This window comes from Halobacteriovorax sp. GFR8, assembly GCF_050955245.1.
Lineage (GTDB): Bacteria > Bdellovibrionota > Bacteriovoracia > Bacteriovoracales > Bacteriovoracaceae > Halobacteriovorax_A.
The window spans coordinates 1,158,526-1,184,804 of the sequence record NZ_JBPBLR010000002.1 but is presented as its reverse complement, the minus strand read 5'-3'; the positions used below and the strand labels follow the sequence as shown (position 1 = coordinate 1,184,804).

At 37.6% G+C, this 26,279-nt stretch carries 29 protein-coding genes; 12 read left to right on the top strand and 17 right to left on the bottom strand.

Going from position 1 to position 26,279, the window contains the following annotated elements:
- Positions 1–64: 64 nt before the first annotated feature.
- Positions 65–226 (bottom strand): hypothetical protein, encoded by a 162-nt coding sequence (locus ACRXC1_RS06235; protein WP_392907795.1) that lies wholly within the window; start codon positions 224–226, stop codon positions 65–67.
- A 196-nt stretch (positions 227–422) separates the two neighbouring features.
- Here ACRXC1_RS06235 and ACRXC1_RS06230 point away from each other — a divergent pair, with 196 nt between their 5' ends.
- Genes ACRXC1_RS06230 through ACRXC1_RS06220 form a run of 3 tightly spaced genes read left to right on the top strand, consistent with a single transcriptional unit; the run spans position 423 to position 2,194 of the window.
- Positions 423–878, top strand: a complete 456-nt coding sequence (locus tag ACRXC1_RS06230) for a hypothetical protein (protein ID WP_393061197.1) — start codon at positions 423–425, stop codon at positions 876–878.
- Between the two features lie 2 nt (positions 879–880).
- The gene (locus ACRXC1_RS06225; protein ID WP_433657353.1) at positions 881–1,468 is read left to right on the top strand and encodes a tRNA-uridine aminocarboxypropyltransferase; all 588 of its coding nucleotides are present in this window, start codon (positions 881–883) and stop codon (positions 1,466–1,468) included.
- 15 nt (positions 1,469–1,483) lie between these two features.
- On the top strand, positions 1,484–2,194 hold the full coding sequence (locus tag ACRXC1_RS06220) for an arginyltransferase (protein WP_433657351.1): 711 nt from the start codon (positions 1,484–1,486) through the stop codon (positions 2,192–2,194).
- Here ACRXC1_RS06220 and ACRXC1_RS06215 read toward each other — a convergent pair.
- Positions 2,191–2,811 carry an alpha-ketoglutarate-dependent dioxygenase AlkB family protein gene (locus ACRXC1_RS06215; RefSeq protein WP_433657349.1) on the bottom strand — a complete coding sequence of 207 codons (621 nt, stop codon included), beginning with the start codon at positions 2,809–2,811 and terminating at the stop codon, positions 2,191–2,193. The two genes, ACRXC1_RS06220 and ACRXC1_RS06215, sit on opposite strands and share 4 nt — an antisense overlap.
- A gap of 14 nt (positions 2,812–2,825) precedes the next feature.
- Positions 2,826–3,611 (bottom strand): hypothetical protein, encoded by a 786-nt coding sequence (locus tag ACRXC1_RS06210; RefSeq protein ID WP_433657347.1) that lies wholly within the window; start codon positions 3,609–3,611, stop codon positions 2,826–2,828.
- A gap of 289 nt (positions 3,612–3,900) precedes the next feature.
- Between ACRXC1_RS06210 and ACRXC1_RS06205 the strand changes: the two genes are divergently transcribed.
- Positions 3,901–5,655 (top strand): hypothetical protein, encoded by a 1,755-nt coding sequence (locus ACRXC1_RS06205; protein ID WP_433657345.1) that lies wholly within the window; start codon positions 3,901–3,903, stop codon positions 5,653–5,655.
- A gap of 4 nt (positions 5,656–5,659) precedes the next feature.
- On the opposite strand, the gene ACRXC1_RS06200 is transcribed toward ACRXC1_RS06205, so the two are convergent.
- Genes ACRXC1_RS06200 through trmFO form a run of 4 tightly spaced genes read right to left on the bottom strand, consistent with a single transcriptional unit; the run spans position 5,660 to position 10,028 of the window.
- A complete protein-coding gene (locus ACRXC1_RS06200; protein ID WP_433657343.1) occupies positions 5,660–6,736 on the bottom strand; it encodes a hypothetical protein in 1,077 nt (358 codons plus the stop codon).
- Positions 6,737–6,751: 15 nt separating this feature from the next.
- Positions 6,752–7,717, bottom strand: a complete 966-nt coding sequence (locus ACRXC1_RS06195) for an NAD-dependent epimerase/dehydratase family protein (RefSeq protein ID WP_433657341.1) — start codon at positions 7,715–7,717, stop codon at positions 6,752–6,754.
- Between the two features lie 17 nt (positions 7,718–7,734).
- Entirely contained in the window at positions 7,735–8,661 is a 927-nt protein-coding gene (locus tag ACRXC1_RS06190) for a DMT family transporter (protein ID WP_392907774.1), read from the bottom strand.
- Entirely contained in the window at positions 8,658–10,028 is a 1,371-nt protein-coding gene (trmFO, locus tag ACRXC1_RS06185; RefSeq protein WP_433657339.1) for a methylenetetrahydrofolate--tRNA-(uracil(54)-C(5))-methyltransferase (FADH(2)-oxidizing) TrmFO, read from the bottom strand. Before trmFO ends, ACRXC1_RS06190 begins: the two co-directional genes overlap by 4 nt.
- 114 nt (positions 10,029–10,142) lie before the next feature.
- On the opposite strand from trmFO, the gene ACRXC1_RS06180 reads away from it, so the two are divergent.
- From ACRXC1_RS06180 to ACRXC1_RS06165, 4 genes are all read left to right on the top strand, one after another.
- Complete coding sequence (locus ACRXC1_RS06180; RefSeq protein ID WP_433657337.1) at positions 10,143–11,897, top strand: NAD+ synthase; 1,755 nt, start codon at positions 10,143–10,145, stop codon at positions 11,895–11,897.
- A gap of 26 nt (positions 11,898–11,923) precedes the next feature.
- Positions 11,924–12,511 (top strand): hypothetical protein, encoded by a 588-nt coding sequence (locus ACRXC1_RS06175; RefSeq protein WP_433657335.1) that lies wholly within the window; start codon positions 11,924–11,926, stop codon positions 12,509–12,511.
- A 57-nt stretch (positions 12,512–12,568) separates the two neighbouring features.
- On the top strand, positions 12,569–12,838 hold the full coding sequence (locus tag ACRXC1_RS06170) for a hypothetical protein (protein ID WP_392907765.1): 270 nt from the start codon (positions 12,569–12,571) through the stop codon (positions 12,836–12,838).
- A gap of 81 nt (positions 12,839–12,919) precedes the next feature.
- Complete coding sequence (locus ACRXC1_RS06165) at positions 12,920–15,085, top strand: amino acid permease (protein ID WP_433657332.1); 2,166 nt, start codon at positions 12,920–12,922, stop codon at positions 15,083–15,085.
- Here ACRXC1_RS06165 and ACRXC1_RS06160 read toward each other — a convergent pair.
- From ACRXC1_RS06160 to ACRXC1_RS06145, 4 genes are all read right to left on the bottom strand, one after another.
- On the bottom strand, positions 15,082–16,536 hold the full coding sequence (locus ACRXC1_RS06160) for an ATP-binding protein (RefSeq protein ID WP_433657330.1): 1,455 nt from the start codon (positions 16,534–16,536) through the stop codon (positions 15,082–15,084). The two genes, ACRXC1_RS06165 and ACRXC1_RS06160, sit on opposite strands and share 4 nt — an antisense overlap.
- 19 nt (positions 16,537–16,555) lie before the next feature.
- Positions 16,556–17,821: a tyrosine--tRNA ligase gene (gene tyrS, locus ACRXC1_RS06155; RefSeq protein WP_433657328.1), complete on the bottom strand. Its 1,266-nt coding sequence runs from the start codon at positions 17,819–17,821 to the stop codon at positions 16,556–16,558.
- The gene (gene gltX / locus ACRXC1_RS06150; RefSeq protein ID WP_393061207.1) at positions 17,821–19,245 is read right to left on the bottom strand and encodes a glutamate--tRNA ligase; all 1,425 of its coding nucleotides are present in this window, start codon (positions 19,243–19,245) and stop codon (positions 17,821–17,823) included. Before gltX ends, tyrS begins: the two co-directional genes overlap by 1 nt.
- A 117-nt stretch (positions 19,246–19,362) precedes the next feature.
- The gene (locus tag ACRXC1_RS06145; protein WP_392907754.1) at positions 19,363–19,722 is read right to left on the bottom strand and encodes a hypothetical protein; all 360 of its coding nucleotides are present in this window, start codon (positions 19,720–19,722) and stop codon (positions 19,363–19,365) included.
- A 44-nt stretch (positions 19,723–19,766) separates the two neighbouring features.
- Between ACRXC1_RS06145 and ACRXC1_RS06140 the strand changes: the two genes are divergently transcribed.
- Positions 19,767–20,045 carry a barstar family protein gene (locus ACRXC1_RS06140; protein WP_392907752.1) on the top strand — a complete coding sequence of 93 codons (279 nt, stop codon included), beginning with the start codon at positions 19,767–19,769 and terminating at the stop codon, positions 20,043–20,045.
- Here ACRXC1_RS06140 and ACRXC1_RS06135 read toward each other — a convergent pair.
- From ACRXC1_RS06135 to ACRXC1_RS06125, 3 genes are all read right to left on the bottom strand, one after another.
- A complete protein-coding gene (locus ACRXC1_RS06135; RefSeq protein WP_433657325.1) occupies positions 20,035–21,135 on the bottom strand; it encodes an esterase/lipase family protein in 1,101 nt (366 codons plus the stop codon). The two genes, ACRXC1_RS06140 and ACRXC1_RS06135, sit on opposite strands and share 11 nt — an antisense overlap.
- Before the next feature lies 1 nt (position 21,136).
- Positions 21,137–22,261 (bottom strand): hypothetical protein, encoded by a 1,125-nt coding sequence (locus ACRXC1_RS06130; RefSeq protein WP_433657323.1) that lies wholly within the window; start codon positions 22,259–22,261, stop codon positions 21,137–21,139.
- Between the two features lie 142 nt (positions 22,262–22,403).
- Positions 22,404–22,544, bottom strand: coding sequence for a hypothetical protein (locus ACRXC1_RS06125; RefSeq protein WP_433657321.1), 141 nt, complete (start codon positions 22,542–22,544; stop codon positions 22,404–22,406).
- A 161-nt stretch (positions 22,545–22,705) separates the two neighbouring features.
- Here ACRXC1_RS06125 and ACRXC1_RS06120 point away from each other — a divergent pair, with 161 nt between their 5' ends.
- Together ACRXC1_RS06120 and ACRXC1_RS06115 are read left to right on the top strand one after the other, a co-directional pair.
- On the top strand, positions 22,706–23,176 hold the full coding sequence (locus ACRXC1_RS06120) for a flagellar basal body-associated FliL family protein (RefSeq protein ID WP_433657319.1): 471 nt from the start codon (positions 22,706–22,708) through the stop codon (positions 23,174–23,176).
- A gap of 163 nt (positions 23,177–23,339) precedes the next feature.
- The gene (locus tag ACRXC1_RS06115) at positions 23,340–23,624 is read left to right on the top strand and encodes a hypothetical protein (protein ID WP_433657318.1); all 285 of its coding nucleotides are present in this window, start codon (positions 23,340–23,342) and stop codon (positions 23,622–23,624) included.
- Between the two features lie 80 nt (positions 23,625–23,704).
- On the opposite strand, the gene ACRXC1_RS06110 is transcribed toward ACRXC1_RS06115, so the two are convergent.
- Entirely contained in the window at positions 23,705–24,127 is a 423-nt protein-coding gene (locus tag ACRXC1_RS06110; RefSeq protein ID WP_433657316.1) for a hypothetical protein, read from the bottom strand.
- Between the two features lie 159 nt (positions 24,128–24,286).
- On the opposite strand from ACRXC1_RS06110, the gene ACRXC1_RS06105 reads away from it, so the two are divergent.
- Positions 24,287–25,189 carry a LysR family transcriptional regulator gene (locus ACRXC1_RS06105; RefSeq protein WP_433657314.1) on the top strand — a complete coding sequence of 301 codons (903 nt, stop codon included), beginning with the start codon at positions 24,287–24,289 and terminating at the stop codon, positions 25,187–25,189.
- A gap of 57 nt (positions 25,190–25,246) precedes the next feature.
- Here ACRXC1_RS06105 and ACRXC1_RS06100 read toward each other — a convergent pair whose 3' ends face one another.
- Positions 25,247–25,423: a hypothetical protein gene (locus tag ACRXC1_RS06100; protein ID WP_433657312.1), complete on the bottom strand. Its 177-nt coding sequence runs from the start codon at positions 25,421–25,423 to the stop codon at positions 25,247–25,249.
- A 110-nt stretch (positions 25,424–25,533) separates the two neighbouring features.
- The gene (locus ACRXC1_RS06095) at positions 25,534–26,277 is read right to left on the bottom strand and encodes a rhomboid family intramembrane serine protease (RefSeq protein WP_433657310.1); all 744 of its coding nucleotides are present in this window, start codon (positions 26,275–26,277) and stop codon (positions 25,534–25,536) included.
- Between the last annotated feature and the right edge of the window lie 2 nt (positions 26,278–26,279).

The following is a 26,279-nucleotide window of genomic DNA, read 5'->3' as shown; positions in this document are numbered from 1 at the left end:
TCTTCTTGTTTCTTCTTTAAGGCCTCTTTCTGCTTACGTCTCTCCATGAGATCACGTACAACCCCTACTCGTTCAGCATTAGGCCCACTTGCTTTCCCAGCTTTTCTTCATCCTCCTCACTTACAGCATCCTTCTTCTTTGGTTTGACTTTTGAAAAGTGCCAGTAGGCCTTTACTAGATCCCTGGCCTCTTTTTCTTCGAGCTTTAATCTTTCCTTCAAATTCATAGATTTCTCCTTGCCATCATGGTTGAGTGGTCAACTATATTCTATTTGGCCATATGAATCATTTCATATCAACTTAAGATAGTTTTAGATTTTCGAACAAAGTAAAAATTAACTTTGTGTTAAGTTTTTCTATTATTTTTAAACATTAGAGACTGGTTGTTGAGTTAAGTAAGTATCAGATGTATAATTCTATGGAATGAAGAGTTTAGTAATCAATACCATTGTTAATGCAAGTGTCGATGAAATATTGAATAATTTTAATGCGGACACCATGCAGGAGGCAACTCCTCCTTTTATCAATTTAGAAGTGCCACGCTTCGACGGTAACTCTGTATCTGATCAAACTCACCTAATCACTTCAATCTGTGGCCACTACCAATCTTGGGTTATCGAAGTGACTCAGAAGAAAGAAACTTCTGATGGGATTATCATTCGAACAGAGGCCATTGAAACCCCATTTCCATTCACAATGTGGATTCATACGTATCATATTCGCGATATTGGAAATGGCCAAACAAAGATCACAGATAATATTAAATACAAAACTGAAAACTTTGCATTTGATTTACTTATTTATCCAATTATCTACTTCATTATGTACTACCGAAAACCAATTCTAATGGATAAGTACAATAAAGAATTAAATATCTAATTATGGCCAAACGAAATCATTGCCCAAAGTGCCTACGGCCGCAAGGCCAGTGTCTATGTCACACAATTGTACAAGTGCCTTTAGAAAATAGGCTGATCATTCTACAAGATCAAAAAGAAGCACTTCACCCTTTTAACACGGCCAGACTGGCAAAGCTTGTTGCACCAGATATTGAACTTGTGACAAGTGAGAATATCAACGAAGAGTTAATACAAGAGATTAAGAGACTAAGGCCATTCCTACTTTTTAAAAATGAAAAATCGATTGCTTTAAATGCTGAAAATATTCACTTATTAGAAAGTAAGAACTTCATTGCCTTAGATGGAACCTGGAAGAAGGCCAGAAAGATCTATCATACATGGCCCCAGCTAAGTGAACTGCCTTGTTTTCACTTGGAATTAGATGATCAAAAGACAATTTATCAAAGTATTCGTAAGTCTTGCGGGGAAACACACCTATCAACTCTTGAGGCCATCACAGCAACTCTCTTTGCCCTAGGAGATATTCAAGAGAATCAAAAGCATCAATTTCTTGCGCCGTTAAAAGAGCTTATAAAACAACAAGAAGCCTTTCATCAAAAACCTAATTAATGCTATCATATTCAAATGAAAATGATTCTAAGCCCTCGAATTAGCGATCTTGATCAGTGTCCATATTTAAAAGAGGAAATGGAACAGCACGAGTTTTTCTTTAGTTCTGAATTAAATGATATTGAATTAGATTTTCTTCTCGAGCGTGGTTGGAGAAAATTTGGTCAATTCATCTTTAGGCCACTATGTCCCAATTGCCAAAAGTGTATTCCCATTCGAGTAGATCTTAAGAAATTCAAGCTTACAAAGAACCAAGTAAAATTTCTAAAAAGAAATCACAACAAAGGTATACAAGTAAAATTCTCACCGCTTTTATATAGACAAAAGCATTTTGAGATTTATCGCCTTCATGGCCAAAACCGCTTTGTTGACAGTATTGATGCAACAATCATTGATAACGAATTACTTTTTAAAGAAACATTCTATCGCTTTACAGGAACTCAGCTTCTAAGTGAAGTTTTCTTTGATAATAAATTAGTGGCCTTTGGAATTTTAGAGCAATCCCAAAACGCTTTAAGTAGCGTTTACTTCTGTTATGATCCTCAATTTGAAAAGATGAGTTTAGGTCATCTTGGAGCACTTGCTGAAATTATGCATGCAAAGAATATGGGACTTGAATATTACTATCTTGGCTACTGGATTGAAGAGAATGATTTTATGAGATACAAGTCTCGTTACACTCCTTACCAATTATATGACTGGAGCTCAAAGAGCTGGGAAAGCTAGTCGACAATATAACGAAAAGTTAAGTTGATTCTTTCATCAACCTGTTTGGCCGTCTTATTTAATTGATGCTTCCAATTGTGTTGAAGTGCGCCTTTCATAAGGAGTAGGCTCTTATCTTCAAGAACTATCTCAACTTTTTCAACGGACTTATCAAAGCGATGCTTTAAAACGAATTTTCGAGACTCTCCAAATGAAGCAGAAGCAATGACAGGGTTTCTCCCAAGGCTTAATTCATCGTCACTATGCCAGGCCGCATAGTCCTTCCCATCACGGTATAGATTACAAAGACAGCCGTTAAATTGATGCTTTGTTATTACTTCTATCTCTTCTTTTAAAATGCTTAAGCTCTCATTCCAATTATGACGAGGCAACTTAACACCTGAGTAACTATATTCTTTATCATCACTATACCAAGCATGGAGTCTTGGAATCGCGTGGGTTTTACCATAAAGAGTGATTTCCCCTTCTTGCCACCTAAGGGAATTCTTCAAGTCATTAAATTCAATCTTAGTTTTTGCAAAGAAATTTGGATAATAAACGACAATACCGTCTTTTAAATTGTAGACAACTTCTTTACTATCATTTTCACATGCTCCAAAAAGATCAAATTGACTCATTACTCTCCTAAAAATTAAAATTCAAAATTTAATAATCCTAAATACGCTGTGGCAGCATCAAACTCATGCCCATCAATATTATAAAGAGAATAACCAATTGTTAAGTATGGATTCCAGGCAGCTAAATTAAAATCGAATCGTGCCCCTAAGTCACTAATTGTAGTATCAAGATTATAACAATAATCAACTTCGCAAAGATCAGTCTCTCCATAATTAAAGGCCATGTAAGCACCTACTCCAAAGCCACTTGTCACCATATAAGAATAAGAGAGATTCACTCCCGCACCAGAATAATCGACCTTTTTTAAGATATCGTATTCAACACCATTTTCTAACGTGATTGTATCCGCCTTTAGTGAGCGGATCCCTAGGCCAAGGCGAAATTTATGATTATCAACTTTCTTAACTCCACTGATTGAAAGCTCATTTCCGATCAGATTTAAAGAGGCTCCGTAAAAATCCAGTGTCGATGCAATGGCACTTATTCCAAGCTGAACTTTAAAATTGTCTTTTTCAATTAAGAGCTCAGGCGCCACTACTTGTGTACTCTCTACAGTCTTAGGACTTTCTTGTTCTACTTTTTCGCCAGGCGCCTCTTCTACTTCTTTAATATCTGCTTTTTGCGTTGAAAGAGACTTAGCTATTTCTTTTGCCAGCTCTTGCTTAATAAGAAGGCGCATTTGTTCATCTTTAATTGTCGAATTGATCTTATCAACTTGAGTATTATACTCTTCTAATGAAAGCCCAAATGCTTGAGTTGAAAACGCCAAAATAAATAATAAAGATGAAATCCTCTTCACTCTTCTTCCCCCATGTCTGTACTTGCTAATATCAAAGCAACCTGGAGGCCAATCTTATTTATGAATTATTAGCAACTTAGAAAAACTCAGTGCATACTTTCTAAACAAGGAGCCTAATCTTAGAACAATTTTAAATATTGAGAACGAATAGAATCAAACGCCACGAAAAAGACACGGCCGAAAAAGCGTAAAAGATGCCTAAGTATCTAAAATTGCAACAAATCTTATATAATAGTAAGGAGATGGTCACATTTTCGATAAAATACTCTTATAAGGTGAGGAGAACGCTATGAAAATGGCAAGCGGACAATTTATAATTATCAAGAAGTTATTAATAACTCTTATTTCATGGTCAATGCTTTTGACTCCTATGGCCTACGCCCAAGAACAAACAGATGTAAATACACAGGCCCAACAAGAACAAGTTCAATCAGAAGAAGATGGCCGCACAGAAGTACAAAAACAATCTGATCCCAACTACTGTTATCACGATGGAACAAATCAGAAGTGTGATGGTGGAAATGTCTACAACTGTCACCTCGAACAATGTGTTAATGCCAATGACAATAAGAACTACAATATGGAATACCAAAATTGCGGGATTGATAAAAAGTGTCAGGAAGATCTAAAGGCCGATGCAAAGCTCTTTACTAATCATAAGACAAGCGGGCCAAAAGGTGCTTCAGATACAATGAGCTATCTGGCCGCAGCTGCTCAAGTAGGTCAAGGTTGTGTTCTTTTATTCGGTGGAATGTGCCAGACAGATGGGATCGGAACAATGCTCTCAGGCGCAATCATACTAGCAGTTGCTCTTATGTCTGCCATGGGTGATGGCTATAAGAAGAAATTTAAAGGTTATAAAGACGCCTTAGCAAAACTTGATGAAAAAGATGAAAAAGCATGGAATCACCAAACTCAAAGAGTTGCGCTTGAAACTGAAGTACAACTTTTAAAAGATATGGAAAAAGCAGCACAAGATAAGATGAAGCATCATAAGAGAATTATGATGATGATTACAATCTCTACTGCTATTGCGGCCATTTGTGCGGCCCTGACAATCTTTGGTTGTCCGGCCTCAAACCCATGTACATATTGGGTATTAGGTCTTGGTGCTGTCGCACTCGCTCTTGAAAGCCAGGCCCTGTCTTCTGCCAAGAAGGCCCATAAGAGTGCAAAGAGTGCTAGAGAAAAAACAGAAGTTGTTCTTAGAAAGCTCTTGGCACGCTATAATAACCAATACAATCCGGCCTCTAGTCAGAAGACAGCTGTTGCCAGTGCTATGGCCACGCCAGGCTCACAGGGCTTAGGGATGACTAATAATGATGCGACATTCGACGTGGATGAAGTGAAGTCAGAAAAGCTTAAGACAATTCCTAAGATGGATATCAAGATGGGGAAACTTGGTACAACAGGTGAAAACTTTGCCAACACAATTGGACTTAGTGAAGTGCAAGGTGGCTATAATAAAACGAAGGCCACGGGTAACTCAAAGTACGTAAACGAAGCACTTGATAATAATGCTGCAAAAATTAACAAAGCGGCCAATCGTGTTCTTAAAACTCTAGCAAAATCTGATAAGACCAGTGACAAGGCCAAAAAGGCAATCAATGCGATTCTTGATCCAGCAGGAAATTCAAAGTATTTAGCAGATACGCTAGCAGGTCATGTATCCCCTGTTCAGATGGCACTTAATTATAGAAGAGCTGGTGGACGTAATGCGGCCAGAGATATCGCTAAGAACTCACAAGAGCTAGAAAGAGGAACAGGAGAAGGTCTTGCCGTTGCATATGACCCTGCTTCAAAAGACTACCTAAACAAGCTTAAGAGTCAACTTAATGGTTTTGAAAGTTTACTCGACAGTGAAGATGGAGTTATGGCGCTATCTAATTTTGATCCAACAGTGAATGAAGATGCTGTTGAGCAATTAAATGACGAAGAAATTGTTGATGATAAAGGAACAATCCACAAGGACTCAAAGCTGTCCCTGTGGAAGATTATTTCAAATCGTTACAATGTTATAAAATTAAAAAAGACACTAGAGTAATAAACTAAGCTTCGCAGCAGCTATCATCTCTTTGAACCTGTTGTGAAGCTTTCTTAGCTTCAATCACTTCACATATCTTATTAAATTCTTTTAAGAAGATATGTTTAAATTTTACCATCTCATAATTTGCAGAAATACCATGACGCTTCTTAGGATCTTCGTCAGGAATACCTACTTGTACAGGGTATCTAAGTGTAAGGTAATCTGCAGGTAGCTCATGCACACCAATACCAAATGGTAAAAACTTATTTCCATTTGTAAGAACAGGCCTTCCACAACTTAAGGCCTTAAGCGAAAAATGAGGAAACTTATCTGTCGTATCAATAAGATACTTCGTTCCAGCTAAAAGTGGAGCTAGCTCACCTGAGCAGCGATCCCCAAAGAAGAGCTCAGGGTGCTTAGTTGCATATTGCCCTAAGTGATCATGCTTTCCGATAAATTTAAATTTTTTATCACCGTAAATATCGATGATCTTATAAACCTCTGAGCTAGTTAGTGGCTCACAGTTAATTAAGAAGTAATCACGCTTAAACATTCCCTCTGGGAGAATCTTGTAATCTTTTAAAGCAATTGCTGGCGTGACTTGAGTTGCACTTGGAAATTCTTCTAAGATTGCATCTTCATTTGACCAAAGCGTATTTGCTCTTTTCAAATATTTTCTTTGTTTCGTACGAGTGAATGCTTTAAAAAAGAACTCCTTGAAAGAGGATTTCTTCTTAATAGAATTGATATCTTCAACAAAGTAAGTAAAAAGATAAGTATCATCACACATCTTGATTTCTTGAGAAAAGCCACGTGATAGATTAACTACAAGGTCAACACTACATGGAATAAACAATCCTCTCGCAGCACCGTGAACTAAGTGAGACTTATCAACAAGGTCTTCCCACGACTTAACAAAGCGGTTTAGAAATGTTGAGTGAATCTTTCTTTGTTCAACTGGCCCTAGAACCTGACCTTGCCTGTGAACAAGAGTGTAAAGTTCGACGTTATCACCGATAACACCAAGTATTGTTTCTAAACACTCAATATAATAATCTCTTTCAATAACAGCATCACAGCTGACAACAACTTTTAACATATTTATTCTCTAAATCTATTTTTTTATATCTCTAAAATATTTTGCAGTTTTTTCGATACCTTCCGCAAAAGTCACCTTTGGCAAGTATCCTAACTTCATAACACGATTGATATCAGGTCTTCTACGTTTTGGATCATCTTTTGGCAGTTCTTGATATGTTAATTTTGACGATGACTCGAGAGCAGAAACAATTAACTCTCCTGTTTCCTTAATCGTATATTCATCAGGGTTTCCAATATTATATGGCATATGATCACCTAGCATAAGCACATGATCAATGGCATTGGCCAGATCTGTAACATAGCAGAATGAACGAGTCTGACTTCCATCACCATAAACAGTGATGTCAGCCCCCTCAAGCGCTTGGTTAATAAAATTAGGAATAACACGGCCATCATCAGGACGCATACGAGGTCCGTAAGTATTGAAGATACGTATGATACGAGTATCCACTTCAAATTTTCTAAAATAAGTCATTGTTAATGCTTCTGCGTAACGCTTTGCTTCATCATAACAACTTCTTGGCCCAATTGGATTAACATGTCCAACGTAATCTTCAACTTGTGGGTGAACTTCTGGATCCCCATAGACTTCGGAAGTTGAAGCCTCTAAAAACCTTGCCCCATGATCTTTTGCAAGCTCAAGAAGATGTTGTGTCCCAATAGAGTTTACCATCATAATTTCTAATGGGATTATCTTAAAATCAATTGGTGAAGCAGGTGATGCTAGTGAAAGGACAAAGTCAAATTTCACATCACCAAAATCAGGAAGACCTTTAATAATATCGCACTCAATAAAATGGAAATTCTCATACTTAGAGAGAAGCTCAATATTTGATTTAGAACCTGTAATAAAATTATCTAATCCGTAAACGGTAGCGCCTTTTTCTAGGTAAAGCTGGGCAACAGTTGAAGGAACAAAACCTGCGGCACCTGCAATTAAAAAGTTCCTACCTTTATGGTCCATTGGTAATTGGTTCATCTAAACTCCTGATATATCTAATTAACTTGTACGTTTAATTCGTGTTTTCTATTTGCCAATTGTAGCATTGTTGATCCGAGCAGTAAAAATGCTCCACCCAATAGCTGAACAACGCTAAGCTTCTGGTCAAGCGCAACCCAGTTGATTATGACCGCAAAGAATGGAAAAGACATCTCGGCAATAGTACAAACCTTAGCAGACACTAGCCCTAGCCCTCTATAGTAGAAGTACATTCCAAAAATTCCAGAAATAAGGGCCAAGATACTGACCTTTCCCCATAACTCTATTGGAAAATTAAGTCCTGTGCCAGTTCCGATCATGAAAGGAATAATGGCAAGCAGACCAACAGCAAAGCGCAGTGACATCACTTCTTTTTCAACCCAATTTTTCTTCATTAGGTATTTTCCAAATACTGTCGCGCTCCCCCAACTCATGACTGAAATGAGGGCCAAGCAAAGTCCATAGAGAGACGAGCGATCAAAACTGACCTGTCCAGTCTTAATCAAATTAATAGCACTATTAATATCCTGATAGCTAATTAGTATTGCCCCAAATAATGAAACTGCTGCCCACAAAAGAAAGCGCTTCGTGATGCGCTCTTTTAAAATAAGATAAGCAAGGCTTATCGCAATAAATGGTTGAAGCTTTTGTAAGAGAATAACCAGCGATGGATTTAAGAGTGCAAATGATTTTGTAAAAGTTAAAGTTGCAATGGCAGAGCCCATCGCACCAATCATAAAGAAGCAAAGCATTTCAAATGGCTTCATCTTTAAGATTTTCTTTCTCGCAATATAGAGAGTCGGAAGAAAGAGAATGGTAAGAAATAAGTGCTCACCAAAAACAATGATCTCACTGCTATTGTACTTATAAAGCAGAGGATAACGAATAAGCGTATCCAGCGCCCAAATGAAGCAAGCAATGAGAATAAAGCTTAAACCTTTCACTTCGTAAAGTACCCACTCATGAATTCATCAAAAACTAATTTTGCACGATCCGCCGCAAGTTGTTTTTTGACTTTCTTGCGGTTCTTACGATCACGTCTTTGTTCTTTAGTAAGAGTAACCGGAGGAAGAAGACCGAAGTTAATATTTGAAGGTGTTGGCTTAGGAACAGTCATAATATAGTTAACGAGAGCACCTAGGCCTGTCTCCACAGGAAATTGCTTAACTTCCTCACCTCTTAACTTCTTAAGAAGTTGAAGCGCTACATACTGCCCCATGGAAGCTGATTCTGTATAACCTTCAACACCAGTAATCTGACCAGCAAAGTAAATATTAGGAAACTTTTTAACACTTAGATCAAAATCGAGAAGTGTTCTTGAGTTAATAAAAGAGTTTCTATGAACAGAGCCTAGGTGGAGAAAGCTTGCATTTTCAAAACCTGGGATCATTTTAAAGACACGTGTTTGCTCAGGGTATTTTAGACGAGTCTGAAATCCCACCATATTAAATGCCGAACCAAGTAGGTTTTCACGTCTTAGCTGAACACAAGCATATGGAAGAGAACCATCAGGTAATTCCAGTCCAATAGGCTTCATACATGAGAAGCGGGCCGTATCAACACCACGCTCTGCCATAATATCTACAGGCAAGCATGACTCGAAGAATTTATAATCTTCAAAATTCTGGGCCGGTACCTTCTCTGCCTTAACAAGCTCAGCGATAAAAGCCTCATACTGTTCCTGATTCATTGGAGCATTTAGATAATCCGCTTCCTCACCTTCTTCTTCACTTACTGGCTTGTGACGATCTTTATAATAAAGTTTTGAGTAATCAAGACTGTCGCCATCAACAACTGGTGCAATAGCATCGTAGAAGTAGAAGTCGTCATTTGAAATATTTTTAACGATCCAATTTGATAGGCCTTCAGTCGTTAGGGGGCCAGAAGCGATAATACAAGCATCTGCCTGATACTCGGCCATTAGGGCCTGTGGATCAGATGCATCTTGTGCAACAATTGTGATTTTTTCATTTTTATGAAGACGATCAGTTACTTCCCCTGAAAAACCATCACGGTCTACCGCAAGAGCATCTCCTGCCGGAACTGCATGCTTTCTAGCAGAGTCAAGGATGATCGATCCAAGAGCGTCCATCTCATATTTAAGCAGTCCATGACCAGAAGCTGGATTCATCGACTTAAGTGAGTTCGTGCATACTAATTCTGCGAATGCATCGATTTTTTGTGCAGGGTTTTTCTGGATCGTTTTATTTTCTACAAGAATAACTTCAACACCATGATTAGCTAAAAAATTGGCGGCTTCACTACCGGCCATTCCAGCACCAATAACAATTACTTTATGCGAATTAGACAATTTCAACCTCTTCAATATACTTAAATGATGATATAGACCTTATATATGCAAACATGCTATAAAGTCCATTAATTACCAGTATTTAACGTATATTATTAACATAGAGACGACGCAATGCAAATAGTCATTCATCAAACCGATCACACCATTGGCAACTTTACACAAGTTTACAAATACATAGAGAACCTTGTTCAATCTCAAGGCTTTCAGAATAAGATTCACATCTTTCCTGAGACATTTTTAACAGGATACCCTCTTCAGGATTTAGTTCTACAAAAAACATTTATTCGCGAATATCACGAATTATTAGATGCTCTAAAAGAATTATTTGCTAAGACAGATTTTGAAGATCATACGGCCATGTTAATCGGTGGGATTCGTTATGACTTTGAAGAGAATCATGAGATTCCATCAAATATCTATAACGTTATTTATGAAGTCACAAAAGATTCAAACCTAAATGATATCTATAAAAAATGCCTGCTGCCGGCCTATGATATTTTTGATGAAACGAAATACTATACACCAGGAGATTCTGCGACAATTTGGACTCTTGGTGATTACAAATTTGGCCTACTTATTTGTGAAGATATGTGGCACTCAAAGCAGTATGCAATTGACCCGCTCCAGCTCTTAATGGATAAGGCCCAAGGTGAAAGTCTAAATGGTGTCATCAATCTAAGTGCATCGCCTTGGAATATCGATAAAGAAGATAAGCGCCTTAAAAGGGCCAGTGAAATTTCAAAGGCATTTGATATCCCTTTTTACTACGTTAATAAAGTTGGGGCCGAAGACGAGATCATCTTTGATGGTGCAAGCTTTGTCGTCAATGGCACAGCAGTTATTGCCAAGGCCAAGTCATTTGTGGCCGATACTATGGAAGTTGAGGTTGGTCCAGCTGTCAAAATGCAAAAGCTAGGAGCAGCACCTCAGGGGAAACACTCATGGGAATCCCTTTTTGGCCCTCATATTGAGAAGACTCCTAATGGAGCAAGGCTTAGGCCATTGAGTGAAGAAAAGCTCGATGCAATCTTAGGTGCCATCAACTTAGGTCTCCAAGACTATGCCAGAAAATGTGGCATGAATAAATTTCTAGTTGCCCTTTCGGGTGGAATTGACTCGGCCCTTGTCCTAACGCTAGTGAAATTATTTCTTCGTCCTGGCCAAGAGGTCGAAGCTATTTATATGCCTTCAAAGTTTTCGGCAGGACTTAGCTGGGAGATCAGCGAAGAGCTATGTAAGAATCTTGGAGTAAAGCTGCATAATGTACCAATTAAGTTTCTACACTCATCAGTACAAAACCTATTTCAAGACTCGCTAGAGCCACTATCAGGACTGGCCGATGAGAATATTCAATCACGCCTTAGAGGTGCCTTACTGTATGCACGTTCAAACCAAACTGGAGCGATGGTTATCAACACATCTAATAAGTCTGAACTTGCTGTTGGTTACTCAACTCTATATGGAGACTCGGTTGGGGCGCTAAGTATTCTTGGGGACCTCTATAAGAGTGAAGTTTTCGCCCTATCAAGGCATATCAATAAGAACTTCAACAATATTATTCCGGCCGCTGTAATTGAGAGGCCACCAAGTGCTGAGCTTAGGGCCGAGCAAAAAGATGAAGATTCTTTACCTCCATACGATACCCTCGATATGATATTAGAATCATACCTTTCTTATCGTTACGACATGGAAGACCTTCTTAAGCTTGGGTTAAACAAAACTGAAGTTGAAAGAGTCATTAAACTGATATTAAATAGTGAGTACAAAAGGCAGCAGTTCTGTCCTATTTTAAAACTTAAAGATAAAAGCTTTGGTTTTGGAAGACGTGTGCCGATATGTAAGAAGGTTGATTTTAATTTAGACTAGTCTATTGATTTAGGGAGTAAGAAAAAATGAATAAGACATTTGAAAAAGTAGTTAATTCTTTCGATGATGTAAAAGCAATGGTTGATAATGTTATTGCTAATAAATCTGTAAAAGAAGTAGAAAAGAACGTGCTGAACTTTATCGGTCAAGTTGAGAAAGAGGCCCGCAACGTAATGGATAAGGACGTTAAAAAAGTTGTCCTAACTCTACAAAAAGAAAAGAAGAAAGTTGAAAAATTTGTTGATTCAACAATTCAAAAAGAAGTAAAGGCCGCTAAAAAATATCTTGATGGACACATCAAAGATGTTCAAAAGCTTCAAAAGACACTTGATAAGTATCTTAAAGATGAAATGAAAAAAGCCAAAAAAACTGCAACAAAGAAAGTCAAAGAGGCCGAAGCCACAATTAAGAAGAAGGCCAAAACGGCAAAGAAAGTCGTAAAGAAAAAAGCGGCAGCAAAGAAAGCTCCGGCGAAAAAAGCGGCCCCAAAGAAAACGGCAAAGAAGACGGCCAAAAAAGCGACCAAAAAGGTAGCTGCAAAAAAAGCTCCAGCAAAGAAGGCTGCGGCCAAAAAAGCAACTAAGAAAACCACAAGAAAAACTGTAAAAAAATAGTACTCGACACTATTGAGGGAGCCTAATGCTCCCTCAAATATCCCACAAGGTGATATCATGGAAAAGAGTCTCAATTCACATATTCAAAAACTTCTTCCTAAGTTTAAGGCATCTAAGAAAACAGAAATTAATTACCTCCTGCCAAAAATTGCAACGATGCAAGAAAATGAACTACGTCAGGTCCTGCATAAAATGGCCGGAAGTTTCTCATGCTATAACTTTCTTAAAATCGGTGCATCCCTTAAGGCATTTGAAGTCGACCAAGATCTTGACTCTAAGCGTGATTTAGTAAAGAAAACTCTAGAAGAGATTTTAAACGAACTCTAGTCCAAATACCTATTTTTATTAACAATCCCTATCTTTTGAGTGATAATGCCCAAATACTCAAATTAGAATAAGGGAATTTATTTGAAGAAACTTGAAAGAAACTTAGGACTCTCATCAGTTATTTCAATCAGTATTGCATCAATGCTTGGATCTGGAATCTTTGTTCTACCAGGCCTTGCATTCGAAGTGACAGGTCCATACGTATGGATCTCGTATTTACTGGCCGGACTCTGTGTTCTTCCAGCAGCACTATCTAAATCAGAACTTGCCACGGCCATGCCGGCTTCAGGTGGTACTTATATTTATATTGAAAGAACGTTTGGGCCAATGGCCGGAACTATTGCAGGCCTAGGTCTTTGGATCTCACTGCTGCTTAAGGCCGCGTTTGCTCTTATGGGATTTGGTGCCTACCTTGGTGCTATAAGTGCAGGTTTTGATCTTAAGAACTTTGCTCTCATTCTCACAGCAATTATTACAATATTAAATATTGTTGGAGTTGGAAAAGTTAGTGGCCTTCTTATCGCCGTTGTTCTTCTTTCCACAATTGGCCTTACTGTATTAAATATTGGAACTCTCTCAACGGCCCAAGTTATCACAGGTATTCCATTTTCATTTTCACATATGGACTCAATTCTCTTGGCCGCAGGTCTAGTTTTTATTTCATATGCAGGTGTTACAAAGGTCGCGGCCATTGCAGAAGAAATTAAAACGCCAGAAAAGAACCTCCCTAGAGGAATCCTATTATCTCTTTTGATTGTCACACTCCTTTATTGTGTCACAACCCTGGCCCTTGCTAAGTACTTACCAATAGAACAGTTAAAGAATAACCTAAGACCTATTTATACTCTGGCCTATGAGTTTGGAGGAAAGGGATTTGGGATGATCATGGCGATTCTTGCCATCCTAACCATGACTTCCATGGCGAACGCTGGCCTTCTTGCGGCCTCTCGTTTTCCATTTGCCATGAGTCGCGATTACTTAATCCCAAGACTATTTGGTCACCTTGACCGTAGGTTCCTAACACCAGTATGGAGTATCCTTGCCTCAGGCCTAGTTGTCGCCTGTGCAATCTACTTTTTGAATATTGCTAAAATTGCAAAGCTTGCTTCGGCCTTTATTCTAACAATTTATATGATTGAGAATATTGCAGTTATTGCTCTAAGAGAGACACATATTCAATGGTATAAGCCGACTTATAAGTCGCCTCTCTACCCATATGTTCAAATTTTTGGAATCATTTCAACGCTCTACTTACTTGTTATGATGAAGGACCTTGCTGTAATTGGGCTTGTCTCGATTTCTGTCCCAGGTATCTTAATCTATCTCTTCTACGCAAAGGGACGAGTGAGTCGAAAAGGTGTACTTGGAATAAGAGGAAAGAGAACAGACCTTGTTAACGAAGCTCAATTCCCAGCACCAGCGGCTTCTGAAAAGCTAAGCCTTGACCAAGATGCTAATGTTGTCGTTGCACTTGTTGGTAATGAGAGATCTCCAGAAATGCTAATTGACATGGGAACGACACTAGCTGGTGGCGAACATATTGAAGTCGCCCACTTAACAGAAGCCCCTGAACAAACAGATCTGAATGACTTTACCGATGAGGATCCTAAACTTAGATCCCTTCGACGCCGAGTTATTGCCATGGCCATTGAAAAATCGACACCTATTAACTTTGATCCTATCGTCACTCACGACCTCTCAAAGTCTATATTTGAAATTGGCCAAAGACTTCATTGCAATTGGCTCTTTATGGAATGGAAAGGACGCCTTCGAGATACTTTCACAACTCAAAGTCCTGTTGCATGGCTTAGATCACATCTAAATTGTCACCTTGCCATCTTTAGAGACAATGGTGTTCGTTATATGAGAAAGATTATGGTTCTCATTGATCAGAATTCTAATGATGTCACCCTGATTCAGGCGGCCCAGCAAATAGCAGAGGCCCACAAGGCAGAAATTACTTTTATCTATCTCACTGATAAAGATCTTACGATTGAAGAGACATCGCAAGTTGAAGAGTATATACGCTTAATCAGTGATGATATGACGGTTAGAACAACTGGGCATATCATTAAGTATCTCGACAAAATTGACACTCTAGAGACGCTTACAGTTGAATATGATCTACTCGTATTCAATTCAAATAAGAAGCATAGATGGTTTCATGTATTTGGGACTGAAGATGACCAGATTATGGCAAAGGCCTCTTGCTCAGTACTAGGGATTCATACGGGAACAACGAACTAAAGAAGTTCTGACTTTGGAAGGGTGATCATAAAGGTAGTGTACTCTGAGTCAGGGTCATAAGTAAGAGTACCACCATGATCCATAATAATTTCACGGCTGATATTTAAGCCGAGACCTGTTCCCTTTTCTTTGGTTTTAGTTGTATAAAAGCGGTTAAAGATTTTCTGAGCAATATCTTTTTCAATTCCTTGGCCACTATCGAGAACCTCAACAACGACATGGTCTGTATCATCAAGAAGATTGATTTCAATCCATTGTTCTTTAAGTCCAGCAATAGCATCGTGTGAGTTATTAAATAAGTTGATTAGCACCTGTATAACTTCTGATGAATTAATCGTAACGAGATCTGAATCCGCATCATTTGAAAACACAATACGTAGGTTTTCATCAACAAGACCTGTTTTAAACAAGGCAATTGAGTCGTGTATAATTGATGAAAGACTTGTCATTTCACGCATTGAGCGATCATCTTGAGAGTAGATATTAAGGGAACTCACAATATTTGCGATACGGTTTTTCTGATCACCAATTGAACGAATCTTCTCTAAGAGCTGATCTGAAGTGATCTTTTCACCTCGACGCTCTATGGCCTGAACTTGAAGTTCAATAATAGCAAGAGGGTTATTTACCTCATGGGCGATGTTGGCGGCCATCTGTCCAAGAGCTGTCCACTTGCTCATTTTATCAATTGTAGCTTTCTGAGATTCGATTTCACGATTTCGACGAAATCTTTCGGTCACATCGGCCGTACGGTCAAGAAAGAAGTGACCAAGTTGATTAAAATCATGATACTCCATCGAGCATTCAAATACCGACTCTTCATCTTCATCAATTTCGATAAAGACAGTATCTGTGATAATTTCGCCGATAGACTTCTTTGCACGTTCTGCTCGTTGATAGAACTTCTTAAGATTCTTTCCACTAACAACGTCTTTAATATTTTGTCCCACTAAAGGCTTATCATTCCAAGTAGCGTCGACCTTTGAGACATAAACAAAGTTATAATCCTTATCAAAAACAGTAAAAATATCAGAACTTTGTTCAACCATTTCTCGAATAAAGAAATTCGTTGAACTAGTGGTCAAATTAACTTCGTATGGGCGTATTTTAGAAAGAACTCTTTTATTTCCATCATCATCTAAGAAGGGATTGAACTCCACATCCCAAGTAATGGTCTCTTGATTAAAACGATTCGTTAGAATGACTTGCTCACTACAAAACTCACCATCTAGCGCTTTCGCAAAAGATCGTTTTACTTTTTCTACTTCACCTTCACTCAAGTGGCCCTTGTAGTAATCATAGACACTCATGCCAATATAATCTTCTGAAAAGCCAAAAAGAGTTGTTGAAACATAGAGGAAGCGGGCCTCATCATCAAACACAGCAACACGAACATTTTGCTCTTCAAAACTACCAAGCATTAATAAATCGATAAGTTGCTGTGTATTCATATACCGTCTAGTTCTCGTTCTATACGAATTTTACCACACAATAGTTCTTCTTCCCTTTCTTAAGAATCAGACAAGACTCACTCGCCAGATCTGAAGTAGTTATCATGTGTTCGATATCTGCATTTTTAATATTATTAATAGCAACACCGTTTTGAGTGACCATTTTTCTTGCCTCTCCCTTAGATTTAAATAAAGGAGTGGCCGCTAACATATCTAAGTAGCTAATTTCACCTAATTGAGATTTATCAAGCTCTACTGATGGAACGTCATCAAAAATACCTGCAAGTTCAGCATCTGTTGTATTTTCAATTACTTTTCCAAAGAAAAAGTCTGTTGCTTTTTGAGCGGCCTCAATACCTTCTTTCCCGTGAACAAGAGTTACAATCTCCTCTGCAAGACGCTTTTGTGCGGCCCTTAAATGAGGTTCAGTTTCTACTAATTTTTCGTACTCAGCAATTTCTTCTAGAGTTAAGAAAGTTAAAGTTTTAAGATACTTAATTACTGAAGAATCATCAGAGTTAAGTAGGAATTGGTACATCTTATAAGGAGACGTCATTGTTGGATCAAGATAGATTGCTCCACCTTCAGACTTTCCGAACTTCTTACCATTTGAATCAGTCAGAAGAGGAATAGTCATACAGAAAGCAGGTTTCTGATGCATCTTACGAGTAAGATCCATTCCCGCCGTCATATTTCCCCATTGATCAGCTCCACCAATCTGAAGACTTACATCATATTCTTTATTAAGGTGAGCGAAGTCATAACCCTGAATAACCTGGTATGTGAATTCAGTATAACTAATTCCTACTTCAGAACTAATACGTGACTTAACAGAATCTTTAGCAAGCATTTCACCAACACGGAATCTCTTTCCAACGTCCCTTAAGAATTCTAAGAAAGAAAATTTCCCAATCCAGTCAATATTGTTAACCATAGTGGCCGCATTCTCGCCTTCAAAATCTAATAGATTCATAAGCTGTGCTTTTTGGCCCTCAAGATTTTTTAAAACTTGATCTTCAGATTGAAGATTTCTTTCATCACTCTTACCTGAAGGATCTCCAATCATTCCAGTTGCTCCACCAACAAGAACGTAAGGCTTATGCCCTTGTCTTTGGAGGCGCATCATCGTTACAACCGCAAATAAATTTCCTAATTGAAGAGATTTTGCCGTTGGATCATAACCACAATAAAAAGAAATTTTCTTATCATTTAAGATTTCTTTTAATTCTTCATGTGAGTACTGATTTACAATCCCTCTTGCTTCTAATTCTTCAAAAAAATTCATTACGCTAATCTCTCTTTAATTATTTCAATTGGAGTAAGTGCCACAACAGTTTTTAAATCTGGCCCATGCGCTCGTCCTGTCAGACAAACTCGTGTTCCCATAAAAAGTGGCTTACCTTTAATTTTTAATTCTTTCTTTAAGTAGTTCATCCACTCACCAACTTGATCTTCAGTAACGTTAGTCGTTTGATCAGCAAGTTGTGCTTTTAGATATTCCTTAATTTGTGGAGTTGTCTCCCAAGTAAGCGCCTCATTATATTGGTCGTCCGCATCCACTCCAGCATCAAAGAAAATCGGAAGATGTTCAATAATATTGCTAAACAGCTGGACCTTCTCTTTCATAAGAGCTGCAAACTTAACTTTCCAAGCGACGTCTTGCTTATGGTAATCACTCCCCTCAGGAATAAAACGATCAAAGCCAGCTGCAATATCTTTGTCATCTAATTTTCTTAGCCACTGCTCGTTAAAAAAGTTAAGCTTTGCAATATCATACATTGCTGACGATTTAGAAAATCTCTCATAACCAAATTTATCGCCAAGCTCATTAACATCAAAAATATCCGTCTCATCTGGGTGTGACCAACCAAGAAGACATAGGTAATTTGCTAAGGCCTCTGGAAGATAACCTTGATCTTTGTATTGTGTTACCGAAGTTGCACCGTGACGCTTTGAAAGCTTTTGACGATCGTGACCAATAAGAAGTGATACGTGACCAAAATTTGGAGGTGTAACACCCATTGCATCGTAGATCATAAGTTGGCGACAAGTATTGTTTAAGTGTTCTTCTGCACGGAAAACATGAGTCATTTCCATCTTTGCATCATCAACAACACAACAGAAGTTATAAACAGGCATTCCATTAGCTCTTAAGATAACGAAGTCCCCTACCATATTCTCAGGAAATTTAACGTGCCCTTTTACAAGGTCTGTAAATTCCCAAGTCTTTCCTGGATTCTTAAAACGAATAACATACTCTTCACCAGCATCAATTCTCTTTTGTGCTTCAGCTGGATCAAGGTCACGGTATTGTCCGTGATATGCATGTGGGTCTTTATTTTCATTTGTTGCTTTTTCAGTCAAACGCTCTAGCTCGATACTTGTTAAGAAACAAGGGTAAGCAAGGCCACGTTTGACAAAATCCCAAGCAATATCTTTATAAATATCAAGTCTTTCAGACTGACGATATGGACCAAAGTCACCACCCTTATCTGGGCCTTCATCGTGCTCAATTCCCATCCACTTAAGATCAGCAATCTGTGCTTCTTCATACTCACGCTTTGATCTTTCAAGGTCAGTATCTTCAATTCTTAAGATATACTTACCACCATTTGCCTTTGCAAATAGGTAGCTATAAAGAGCGGTACGAGCGCCACCAATGTGTAGGTAGCCAGTTGGAGAAGGTGCAAAACGAACACGAACAGTCATGTAAATTCCTTTGGGTAATTAAACGTATTTAAAATAACTTAGTTGAGCGTTATTATAGCTTTTTAAATAGGAAATGACACTTTCTAAGATGAAATTTTTAAGGAAAAACAATTGAAATCATAGACTGTTCAAGATGGAATCCACATGGTCGACATTCTTTAGGCGCTTGGACATGGAACGTGACACAATGCAATTCTCACCGTAACAAGTATTGGTGATATTTTTAAAGCAAGAACTAAGTAATTGAAAATAACGTGGTGTACCAATAACAATACGGCCAGAGCCATCCTCTTTGGCAATAATTTTACTGGCATGCAGCTTTAAGCACTCATCAACTCCAAAAGTTGTGTACTCTAATAAATACTGCTTGCGGGCCTTAAGATATCGATTCGCAAGATCAACTTTTGGATGAGAAGCATAAGAGCTAAGGCCAAACAGCAATTGACAGGATACGAATAAACTCATTAACTTAGTCATAAATTGATTCTAACAATATATTTTCCTTTAGCAATGAGAAATAAATGCGCAGAGAAATTGAATTAAATTCCAATGGACTTGATACTCTTGATGACTACTTAGTTGAGTGTGGCCGCTTATTTGATTTCCCAAGCTTTTACTCAAATAATATCGATGAGCTCTACGAGTTCATTCAAACCTATACAGATAAAAACTTAAGTTTATATTGGTCAAATACTAAAGATGCTCAAAATAAATTAGGCCAAGATTACTACCGTCTAAAAGAAGTATTTGATTTGATTAGTTCACAATATAGTGAATTCCAATTTCATGTTAATGAGTAAGATAACTCGTCTGCCCCGAGCTTATCTCAATGATTGAAGTCCTTGGACCTTGGGTAATAATAAGCTCACCTCTAGTGTCTCCATCAGACAAATAACCCTTATAGAAGTAGAGGTCATCTCTAATATGAATGAATTGAAAGCGCATACCACGTTGAATATTTTTAGAATGAACCCAAATAGGCCCTTTCTCCTTAGTTCTTAAATACACTGCAAATGTATTTATATCTTTCGCATAATTAATTTTAACTTTCTGATTACCTAGAAACTCTTTTTCAAAAATTGCCAAACTAGAATTCTCACAGCGTGATGGTGAGATGAGACAATTTCTTGAAACAAGTGTTGTGGCCGGAGTTCCAAATATGCGAAAGCGCAAGTGGACTCCATCTATATTATAATGAGTTGAAATCTTATCTTCACTTACTAGATTAGGATTAGAACTCGATGGAGCAACGGCAAAGTCACCCTCAATATCAAAGATACTCGGGGCCAAAGTTGCGGAAATTGTCACATAATTCTTATCTGCAATCATTTCAAAAAATTGTCGACTCTTAAAGTACTCCATCGTTTCAATGACTTTCTTTGAGCCTATCTTCATATTTTTTAATTCTTTCTTTCCAAGAATCGGTAAAATAAATGTACCAAGAGAATAGCCAAGATTTGCGATAATTGCCCCGTAATACGGCGTGGCCATCGTCATAATATTCTTCACTCTAAAATGGATAGGGTCTTGGGCCTGATACATATTTCTAAGCCAAAACATGGTTATGAGGCCACCTTGAGAATGAGCGACTATTGATATTTTAGAATGACTCTCCTTAAATCGATCATGCATAAAAGAGTCAAAACTTTGAATAAAATCATCGAGATTTAACTTATTATTACCGGTATCGTATTCAAAGAAGTGTGAGTTTATGCACTCATTTGGATGGTATTGATTGAGGTACTGGGCCCAATAACCGAAGGCCCCTTTATTGCTTGCGATCCCGTGAATAAAGACCACATCGTGAACTTCATGAGAGTTACTAGTGCCACAAGTAGCACTAGTATTAAATGATAAGAGAAATAGTAAAGATAGTACTAAAAATCTCAACTTACTCCATACCTTCTGGGTAGATTTGAATTGCATGATTTAGCGTTGTTTGTACCCAAGCATATTCCCTTGCAATAAGTGGTGCATTTAAGAAATCTTCTTCACCTTCTTTGACAAGATCGTAATCATATTTTGGCATATTCTCATTTGGATAAATTGAATCGCGAACGTAGAAAACACCTTTAGAAGCACATCCTACTTCTTCAAAACGTTTTTGAACCGCATTTCCCTTGGCCATAACTTTTTCAGCATTAGCTAGGTATTTCTTACGCCAAGTTTCACTCTTCGTTTTTTCTGCCTTCTCTAGGTAGTAATCACGTTTTTCTTCCATATGTGGTTTAAAAGAAGAAACAAATGGGCAACCTTTAGTGTCAGCATTGTCATTATAACCAAAAATATAATTAGCGTGCCAAAATCCCTTGTGATTATAAATGACTAAAACAGGCGCATTTCTTTTATGAAGCGCTTTCTTAATTCTTTCAACAATATCAGCTGGTGCCTTTGCTACGGCCCATTGGTCCTTATCAGCATCAACATGAAGAACTTCTCTTTTAAATTTTGGGAGTTTGAATTCAACAGCATTTTTGTCAATTGAATCTGTTAAATCAATCCAGTTAAACTGAGTTCCATATGACCCATCTTCATCATTAGCATCTGTTACGACACGCTTGCCCTCTACTTTCTTAAAGTTTCCTTTTGTGAAGCGGTAGTCCTGATTAGAGAACATCACAGAACTTTTATTAATTCTTCTGATATTATCAGTTCTCCAATTTTCAATTTCTTCTTGATTTGTCTTATTTGTTTTTAAAGACATATAGTAGCGTTCTGCAAAATTGATTTTCTTATCACCCTCTAGGTTATTAAGGCGGTTATACCACCACTCAACTACACCAGTGTGAGACATATAAAGACATGAGCCAGCATCTTCTTGTGAAGGAGCTGCTACTACATACTTCATTAACTCATTAAAACCACCAGCTGTAACTTCCTCTTCTACAAAAGCATTTGGATTGATTGTACTTACGTAGTCTTTTGGAAGTGATTGATTGCTTGAAATTTCAGAGATTTCGGCCTGTGCTGAGAAAGTAGAAATGGCCGCAGCGATTGCGAGTAAAGTTTTAAACATATTCCCTCTTTTAAAGTAAATTCTTTTCATGTGTGAAGGGTAAAATGCTAGCAAACTTGAACCATAATCACAAAATTTATGGCCAAATGAAGCGATGCGCATGCTTTAGCTGCGCATCAAGTATTGAGAATTTGATTTTCTTCTAAGAAAGATAGATGACTACTGATGCGCCAATTGCAGTAATGGCCAGAAGAATCCAAGTATTCATAGCAGAACTTCTTTTCACTTCTTTACGGTTTGTTACATACTTCTTATTGCGTTTATTCTTATTAGATTTACCCATTTCATCCTCCATAAATAATCACAGGCAAATTATTTTATACAAATTTTATAGCGAGTGCATAGACCGAGTGCTTCACTCGGAATACAACACTCATAAAAAAGTATTTTCTACCTAGCGACAAGCGAGTTAAATCACCAAAATAACTATGATATTATAGTATTATGACAGGAAGAAAATTACTTGATCAAATTATTATTGCACTCTTGCTACTGACGACATTGGCCACTGTTGGTGTCTTCGTTTACACCAATATTATCTATAAGAAAGAGCTGCCAAACAGTGCAACAGAAATGCAAGCGTTAAAAGATGACTTCAAGCAAATCAACTTCCCGACAACTTATGTCTTGGATAAAATTACTGTAAACCTAGACTCAGCAACTCGCCGTCTCAGATTTCTCGATGTTCAAATAAACCTCGTTCTCTTCAGCGAAGAAGATTCGAAGGTGCTTGATCCAATCAGGCCTCAAATTTACGATATCATTATAGATGTTGCTGCATCTATTGAGCCAGATGAGCTTAACTCTCTTTCAGGTAAGCTAATTTTTGAAGGACGAATTAAAAAGCGTATCAACTACTTAGCTAAGAAAAAAGTTGTTAAGGAAGTATTTTATTCAAAATTCGTTGTTCAATAACCACTTAAATCGAATCTATGTTATAGTTTAGAAATCATGAATCTATAATCACTTAGAAATCCATTCCTTTATTTCAATCAATTAACCGAGGTGATTATCGTGAACACTTCTCTCATTTAAAATTCATTTTTCCATTTACACAATTTTAAATTGAGAGGTCTCCATGCGATCTTACTTACTGCTATTCTATCTAGGACTAGGGCTTCCGGCATTTGAAGCTCGCTTTAGTTTTAAAACACAAAGTAAAAATACAGAGAGTATTTCTACCGAATACGACTTAGCTGAGCGAAAGCAGAGGCTAAGAAAGAAAACACGACTTTATAAAAAAGGGAAACGTCGTCGAAAAGAAAAATTTCGTCAAAAGCATTTTGCACTTAAAGGAAGTCATTCAAAGGATTCACGCTATAGTAATGGAAATAAGCTAAGAAGAATGTTTATTAATATGTAAGGCCAAAACGTTATAAGGCCCGCGAGGGAAGCGGGCCTTAAGACAACAACACATGGGAATTTAAAAAAGGAATTTTTAAATTACTCGCAACGGCCTTCATTTACATAAATGGCCTTTGCACGATATAGTTCACACGAATTTGGAAAGCTAATAAATGCATCCCCATCGATGCCACTAATGGCACCACAAACAGGAGCGAAAATTTCTGGACATACGTTAAGTTGTCTCGGCTCATCAACCCAATTCTTACAGTTTAGAACGGCTTCAAGCTTATACTTACCTAGTCCTTCTTGCTTAAGAGCAAATTGTCCATCTTCACAGCTTTGAGTTTCAAAGTACTCATTAACTAATTCGATTTCTTCATTTTGCTCAGTGATAATAACTTTGAAGATTCTTCCTCTAAATGATTGAGAATCTAGTAGATCACCATTAAGAATAATTTCTTTTGCGCTTACATTCATTGCTAGTACTGCAAGAAAAATAACTGAAACTAATTTACTCATAATCCTACTCCCTAAACCTTTCTAAAAGAATTCAAAGTCTTATCTTGTGAAAGGAGTTATAGAACAAAGAATAAATTAGTAGAAATTATATATAATAATCATTATCCATAATTATATGTTATACTTAAGCGGACATAAAATGGCCAAGGTATTGAAATTATGAATATTGACTATATTTCTATTCCAACTTTACGCGTTTTCATCGAAGTTTATGAAACGATGAACATGTCTCAAACAGCAAAAAACCTTGCCATGACTCAACCTGGAGTCTCTCAGCATATCAAATCCCTTGAGGGACTGCTCCAAATATCGCTCTTTGATCGGATTAATAAGAAGGTTCTCCCAACGGAGCAGGCCCACAGGCTTTATAAAGAATGTCGCCAAATTCTTGAGAATCTAGAAAGGGCCCTTGGAGAAGTTTCAGCGAAGAAAAATACTCTTAAGGGAACTCTTCATATTGGGATGCCTATCGAGTTTGGTAACAATAGGCTCTTACCTATTATTGCCCAATGGTTAAAACTACACCCAGAAGTGTCTCTTCAAATTAACTACGACCATGCCGCTAGACAAAGCCAACTTCTTTTAAATGGTGGCCTAGACTTTGCCATTACCGATAGTTTCAATTTTCCAAAACAAATTGCGACTAAAAATTTATCAAGTGAGCGACTTATTCTTTGCTGCTCAAATGAGTATGCATCCCAACATGGACTGAGTGAGAATGCAAAATTTAAGAAAGCAGACGAGCTAGACTTTATTGCTTACCTTGAAGGCTCACCAGTTATCACGAGTTGGTTTAAGTACCACTTAAATAAGAACTTCCACAAACAACCAAAGGCACAGTTAATGGATGTTCAGGGGGTTTTACGTCTTACTCTTGCAGGTGTTGGTATCTCTGTTTTACCTCTGCACGTTATTGAGCGCTCTGATAATAAATCAAGGCTTATGCTTTTTAAGGGGTCAAAAGAACATATGATAAACGAGCTAAACCTCGCCTACTTAAATGCCAGAAAACTGGGTCCAGTGGCCTCTAGTTTATTTGAATTTTTAACTGAAAATATTTAAGAAGAACAAAAAAAAGCCGCTTAAAAAGCGGCCTTTATATAAAAAATTTATTTTGAATTATTGCTTCATTCCAGGAGCTGTCGACTCGTCAGTTGTCGTAACATTTGACTCTTCGTCAGTTAATCCATTTAGGTATTCTTCAACCTGAGCCTTAGTTACTTTACCTTCAGCGATAAGCTTATCTCTTAATCTTAGGTCTAAAATTTTCTCTTGTAACGCTCTTGAAAGTCTCATTGAATTTCCTTATTTAAAAAATTAACGATTGATATATTTATAATAATGTAGCTTTATATCATGTGTTATTTGCTTTGGAAACCCCTAAAAATATCAGGGACTTAAAAAGCTTACTGCCAAAACCTCGGCTCATCTGGGTTTGGACGCTCCTCATCATCAACCAAGCGCAAATGACTCTTCTTTTTCTTACTTGCCTTCTTTCCACCTTGTTTAGGAGAAATACGGGAGCCTTGGTTACGAACATAGCTTCCCAGTGCCCTGAAACCTAAAACAAATACAGCACCAAAGATCATTGAAGCGATATTTGCAAAAGCCTGTGCTCCACCAGGAGTAAAGAAGCCTTGATACACATTCATCCCTGCCAGAATTAAACAGAAGTACTTGGCCTTAACCGGGATGATCATAAAGAATTGAAAAATACGATCTGGATAAATACAAGCATAACTCACACACATTGCAGACGATAAAAATGCCATTCCATGAAATGGATAATTAATCGTTGCACCACCCATAAAGAGTGCAAAAAGAGTATAAGCAAAAGCATTCACAAGAACAGCAATGATAATATACTGAACGTACCTTCTTGCTCCCCAGCGTGCCTCAAGATCACTTCCAAGAAACCAAAAAAGAAGTCCTGTGAAGACGACATTGAATAGGCCAGTATTCACAAATGGATAAGTTACCATTTTATAAATCAGACCGGCCTTAAGTGCTGAAACATTAAGGCCAAAAATATTAACAAGGGAAATATTTAGAAATTGTGCAAAGACTGCGCTAATGACAAAAGAGGCGACAATGATCCCAATGAGATACTTGTTTACCTTTGTTAGTGGCGGCAGATAAATATTTTGCATTC